The organism is Nostoc sp. CHAB 5715 (assembly GCF_020829685.1).
Classification (GTDB): Bacteria; Cyanobacteriota; Cyanobacteriia; order Cyanobacteriales; family Nostocaceae; genus Nostoc.
Genome location: NZ_JAIVFR010000547.1, coordinates 1 through 5,181, shown reverse-complemented (window position 1 = coordinate 5,181; position 5,181 = coordinate 1). Strand labels below are relative to the sequence as shown.

General features: G+C 42.9%; 3 protein-coding genes. All 3 read right to left on the bottom strand.

The features are described from left to right. The coding region (locus LC574_RS25705; protein WP_229456369.1) for a type I secretion system permease/ATPase at positions 1 to 2,581 on the bottom strand (2,581 nt) is incomplete at its 3' end. Next, positions 2,530 to 3,312 carry a peptidylprolyl isomerase gene (locus tag LC574_RS25700; protein WP_229456368.1) on the bottom strand — a complete coding sequence of 261 codons (783 nt, stop codon included), beginning with the start codon at positions 3,310 to 3,312 and terminating at the stop codon, positions 2,530 to 2,532. The genes LC574_RS25705 and LC574_RS25700, both read right to left, overlap by 52 nt. 537 nt (positions 3,313 to 3,849) lie before the next feature. Continuing rightward, positions 3,850 to 4,695 carry a TIGR00297 family protein gene (locus tag LC574_RS25695; protein WP_229456367.1) on the bottom strand — a complete coding sequence of 282 codons (846 nt, stop codon included), beginning with the start codon at positions 4,693 to 4,695 and terminating at the stop codon, positions 3,850 to 3,852. Positions 4,696 to 5,181 lie beyond the last annotated feature (486 nt).

Genomic DNA, 5,181 nt, shown 5'->3' with positions numbered 1-5,181 from the left:
GTTTGAGGGGAGCAAAGCGATGAGCAATTAGGAACACAGTACGATTAGCAGAAATTTTTTGCAGGTTTTGCAGTACTTGTTGTTCTGTTTCACTATCCAAAGCGCTGGTAGCTTCATCCAAAACTAAAATCGGCGCTTGAGAAAGAAATAGCCTTGCGAGGGCAATACGTTGTCTCTGTCCACCAGATAAAGCGGTACCGCGTTCGCCAACATTGGTTTCGTAACCGTAGGGTAATTGACTGATGAAGTCGTGGGCTACTGCTAGTCTTGCCGCCTCTACTACTTGCTCTGCGGTAATGTCGGGACTACCGAGAGTGATATTTTCCAAAATAGTACCGTTGAATAAAAAGTCTTCTTGGAGAACTACACTAACTTGTTGCCGCAGTGAGGCTAAATCGGCACTTTTTATATCAAAACCATCAATAAGGATGCGTCCTGATTCAATTTGATAGAGGCGTTGCAATAGCTTAGACAGGGTACTTTTCCCAGAACCGCTACGTCCGACAATGCCAACAAATTGCCCTGGTTCGGCATTGAAAGAGATTCCCCGCAGAATTGCTTCAAAGTTTGGGCGGTAGCGGAAAAAGACTTGCTCAAAGGTGACTTGTCCTTTCAGGGGTGGTAAAACTAGACCGGTTCCCAGTTCAGCTTCTGGGGAGACGTTGAGAATATCACCAATGCGATCTACAGAAAGTAGCACTTGTTGGAGGGTTTGCCACAACTGTACTAAGCGCAAAAGTGGGCCTGTGACTCTACCAGACAGCATTTGAAAGGCAACAAGTTGTCCGACTGTGAGCTTTTGTTCGATGACTAATTTGGCTCCAAACCAGAGAATCAGCAGGGTAGACAAATTGGTGAGAAAGTCACCCAGATTGCTGCTGATATTGGAGGTGGTAGAAGCTTTAAAACCTGTGCGAATGAAGCGAGCAAATAAGCCTTCCCAGCGATCGCGGGCTACTGGTTCTGCTGCATGGGCTTTAACGGAGTGAATTCCGGTGATTGTCTCGACTAGAAACGATTGACTATCGGCACTCCGGTTAAAGGTTTCGTTGAGCCAGTTACGCAGAATTGGTGTTGCAACTATGGTTAAAGTCGCAAATAGCGGCAGTACTGCTAAGGCTACAAAGGTGAGTGGAATATTATAGTAAAACATCAATGCTAGGTACACCACAGCAAAGATGCTATCCAGAATCACAGTTAATGCTGTACCTGTGAGAAACTGACGTATTTGTTCGAGTTCCTGGACTCGTGCTACTGTGTCTCCAACGCGCCGCGATTCAAAGTAAGCCAAAGGCAGACGCATCAGATGACGAAATAGCTGTGCTGATAAACTCAAATCCAGACGACGAGCTGTATGGGTAAAAATGAATAGGCGCAGAATGCCAAGTATGGACTCAAATATGGCTACGAACAAAAGTGCGATCGCCATGACATCGAGAGTCGGCAAACTCTCCTGCACCATGACTTTATCAATGACGACTTGCGTAATTAGTGGTGTTGTTAACCCCAAAAGCTGCAAGGTAAAAGATGCTAACAATACTTCTGTGAGCAATCCCTTATACTTCCAAACTGCTGGGGTGAACCAACTGAGGTTAAATTTTTCTTGCTGGGATATGAGTTCTACTTGCCACAATTGCCCATCCCAAGATGCTTCAACTATCGACTGCGGTAAGCTTTCACAAATGCGATCGGGATTTAGAGGGTTAGCGATAATTAAGCGATCGCCTTTAACTCCATAAGCTACCACCCAGGATGGACTTTGGGGTGAATCAGAATTCCACAGTAGTAAAGCTGGAAATGACAACTGTCGCAATTCATCCCAACTCACTTGTAAGCGCCGCAACACTAACCCTAACTTTTCTCCTGCTTCCATAACCTGTTTTGGGCGTTGTCCTCTGAGTTGGCGCTGCACCCATTCCAGTTGCACAGAATTTTCTAACTGTTGCGCCACCATTGTTAAACAGGCAGCAGCAGTGTTCCAGCTGGCAACAAAGGGATAACTTGAGATGATCTGATTAGCGGCTGGAAGTCCTCTTTGGGGTTGGAGGCTATGGGGGCTGGAAGTTCCCTCTGAAGCTGGCGCTAGTGAAGGAGTGGAAGAGAAGGAAAATGTGTCTTTCTCTCTCTCCATGTCCACTGGTAACACTTGCCAGAATTCCTGAATTTGTGGGTTAGAAAATTCTGCCCACAGTGCTGTATGCCAACACACTATTACTACTTCTTTACTAGCAGCTACAGCTTTAAAATCCGCAGACAGCTTTTGGAAGTCACCAAACCAATCGCCCACATCTAGGGCGGCTATTGGTTTACCAACTCCTTCCTCTCGTAAGCGGACTTTCCCAGCCACAATTAAGAATTGGTACCCGCCAACATCGTTTGACCAGATTTTCTCTCCAAGACGATACTGACGAGTTTGGGACTCCTTTTCCAATCGGGATTGTTGTTCGGGAGTCAGCCAGCATAACGGTGGCTGATTCCAAGGCAAAGAAGCTAGCACTTTTAATCGTAAAGATTCATTATCCAGAATATTTAACTCACTTGTAATTTGACTGTCAGTTTTTGAATTTTCTCTGCTAGCCATTTCTCAAACAACTCATTTTGTAGTGCTTGCTTTAGTTGAGTATCTTCTAAAGACGCTGGCAGAAATTGTTCTACTCGAAACAAACCATAAGGTCCTTCTCCTTGGGGAGAGTCTTTGCCAACGATTTCTATTGGCCCTATCAATTGTCCAGGACTGGCCACATCAATAGCTGCCCGTAATATATCCGGCATACTTCCTCGGCTGACTATTCCCATCATGCCGTTCACAATTCGGTCATCTGAAAGGGAATACTCTTTAGCTAGTTGCTCAAAACTACCTCCTTCTTCAATTTGAGTTTGTAGTTCGTCTGCCAATTCTCGATTATCAACAACGATCCGAGAAAGTACCACTCGATCTAAAAAAATTTTGCGTTCAATAAAATATTCTGGGACTTTTGGTTCCGTCACTACAGCTTTTAGCTTTTCTAACTTGTAACCAAAAGCCACCGATGTGTGAAAGGTAGCGTAATCTGTGTTGTTGGCTTTTAACCATTCTTGAAAACTTTGGGGGTCAGTCAGTTGGTTTTTCAGCCTAAAGTCAATAATTGCCTGTTCAGTTATTGCTGTACCAATCTCAATATCGTCTCGTGTTCGGATTTCTTCCTCAATTACGTACTGGCGGAGAATATCCCCAATGAACTGTCCCAATTTTCCAGAGGCTTGCAGGTACTTTACTGCTTCCTCAATAGAAATTATTTTGTCATTGATTGCCAAAAATGATAAAGATTCCATGAATTAACTATGTGAAAATGATTAAGCACTTATAAGACTTTTAAATTAAATCATATAAAAATCATTTGGTCATTGATAATTAAATATGATAAAGATTTTATGAACTAATCACATCTAAATGGTCAAAAAATTATATACCTAGTAAATAAAATAATTTCCCATAATTACTTTTACGGTCTAGCGGGGACAGAACAGGATTTAAAATATCAGTTATAAGGCAAAACCAGTTGTGTAGCCAAATCTTTATAAATTCAGAGAACTAATCAGGTAGATCAGCTAATGAGCATTTAAGTTGCATAAAAGCAGGGCTGGAGCCGCTCACCCTTTGGCTGACACGCGCTAGCCTCTCCCAATGTGAGAAGACCGCGCTAACTCACTACAAGCTAATCGTTCTGGAAAAATGAATGATGATTAGTTTAGATAGGCGAAAATAAAGTAAAACATATTAAGAATTGTTTCTTGCCAGTTGCTTATTATGATCAAAGTTGTAGCAACTGAGGTGGGAACCTTAATAAGTAATCCTTTATTCTCACCTGTCTACTTAATTATACTTATCCATGTCCAGGCAAGTAGCACAGCCGCGATCGCACCGATTAATGTATTAAAAATATTTACGACTTCATTGGTCAGCCAAGTATACTTAGATTGCAATGTTGCCCCAATCACACTTTCTAAGTTCGTAGCAATAAATGCTGCGAGTACACACCAAGCTACTCCTAATAGATCAATTAAACCAACTCCCCAACCAACAAATGCGATCGCTACAGAAGCCACAATCCCAGCTAAAGTTCCCTCCAAGCTTACCGCCCCTTCTGTACCGCGAGGCACTGGTTGGAGTGTGGTAATTAGAAAGGTGCTTTTACCATAGGCTTTACCGACTTCACTAGCAGTGGTATCAGCCAGCTTGGTACTGAAACTCGCTACATAGGCTAACAATAATAGGGATTGGAGACTTGTACTGAGCGTTGCCGAAGTATTGGGGACTAAAAACTTGTACTGAGCGTTGCCGAAGTATTGGGAACTAGGTACAATAAATCCCGAATTTATTATCCCTACTCCCAAAGCACACAGCGCCCCAGTCAAAGCCGAACCCCAAACATTTTCTGGGCCTCTTGCCCCAGAACGCTTTTCGGCAATTCCTTCAGCCTCCTTCTGCGCCATCCCGATGCGGGTAACGCCAGAACCAACGAGAAAATAGAACATTACTACTGCATATCCTTGCCAGCCTAGAGTTACCCAAATTAGGATAGCCAGAAACCAGGCGTGCAATAATCCAGCAGGGGTAAGCAGCTTTTTCGGAGCAATCCAAGCTAAACCCAATAGAATTGTGTTTAATCCTACCGCCACCAACCAGGGATTAACAGAATCAATTAAGGATGACATCAGCAATTAATCATGAGTAATTTTGTCTGAATATCAACAGAATAACTAATTTGTTACCCCTAGTACCGCAAGGCAAAAGTCAAAATTCAAAAGTCAAAATGAATACAACGTAAGAGTTTTGTTGATTTGGAATGGTGAGGCAGTCCGGTCTTGGGGGTTCCCCCCATGAGGAACTGCCGAACCCGTTAGCGCAGCGTTAGCGAGTCTTCGAGCGTCAGGGGTGGTTTATTTACGCCGTGCTGTACTAGTGCTTAATTTATGACACCTTTACAGCTAAAGTAATATGTTTGTATTATTAATTAAATGTCGTAGGCATCACCCTGAAAGCTGAGTGTAAAACGACAAACAATGTCTTAGATCCCACATTCCGCAGATATTAAAGCGGATTTAATAATTATAAAATTGAAGAGACTCAAGCCTGAAATGATTGTCTAGCAATTATTTCAGGCTTTTTTCCTATAAAATAATAAGCGGCAAGTAGAGAGA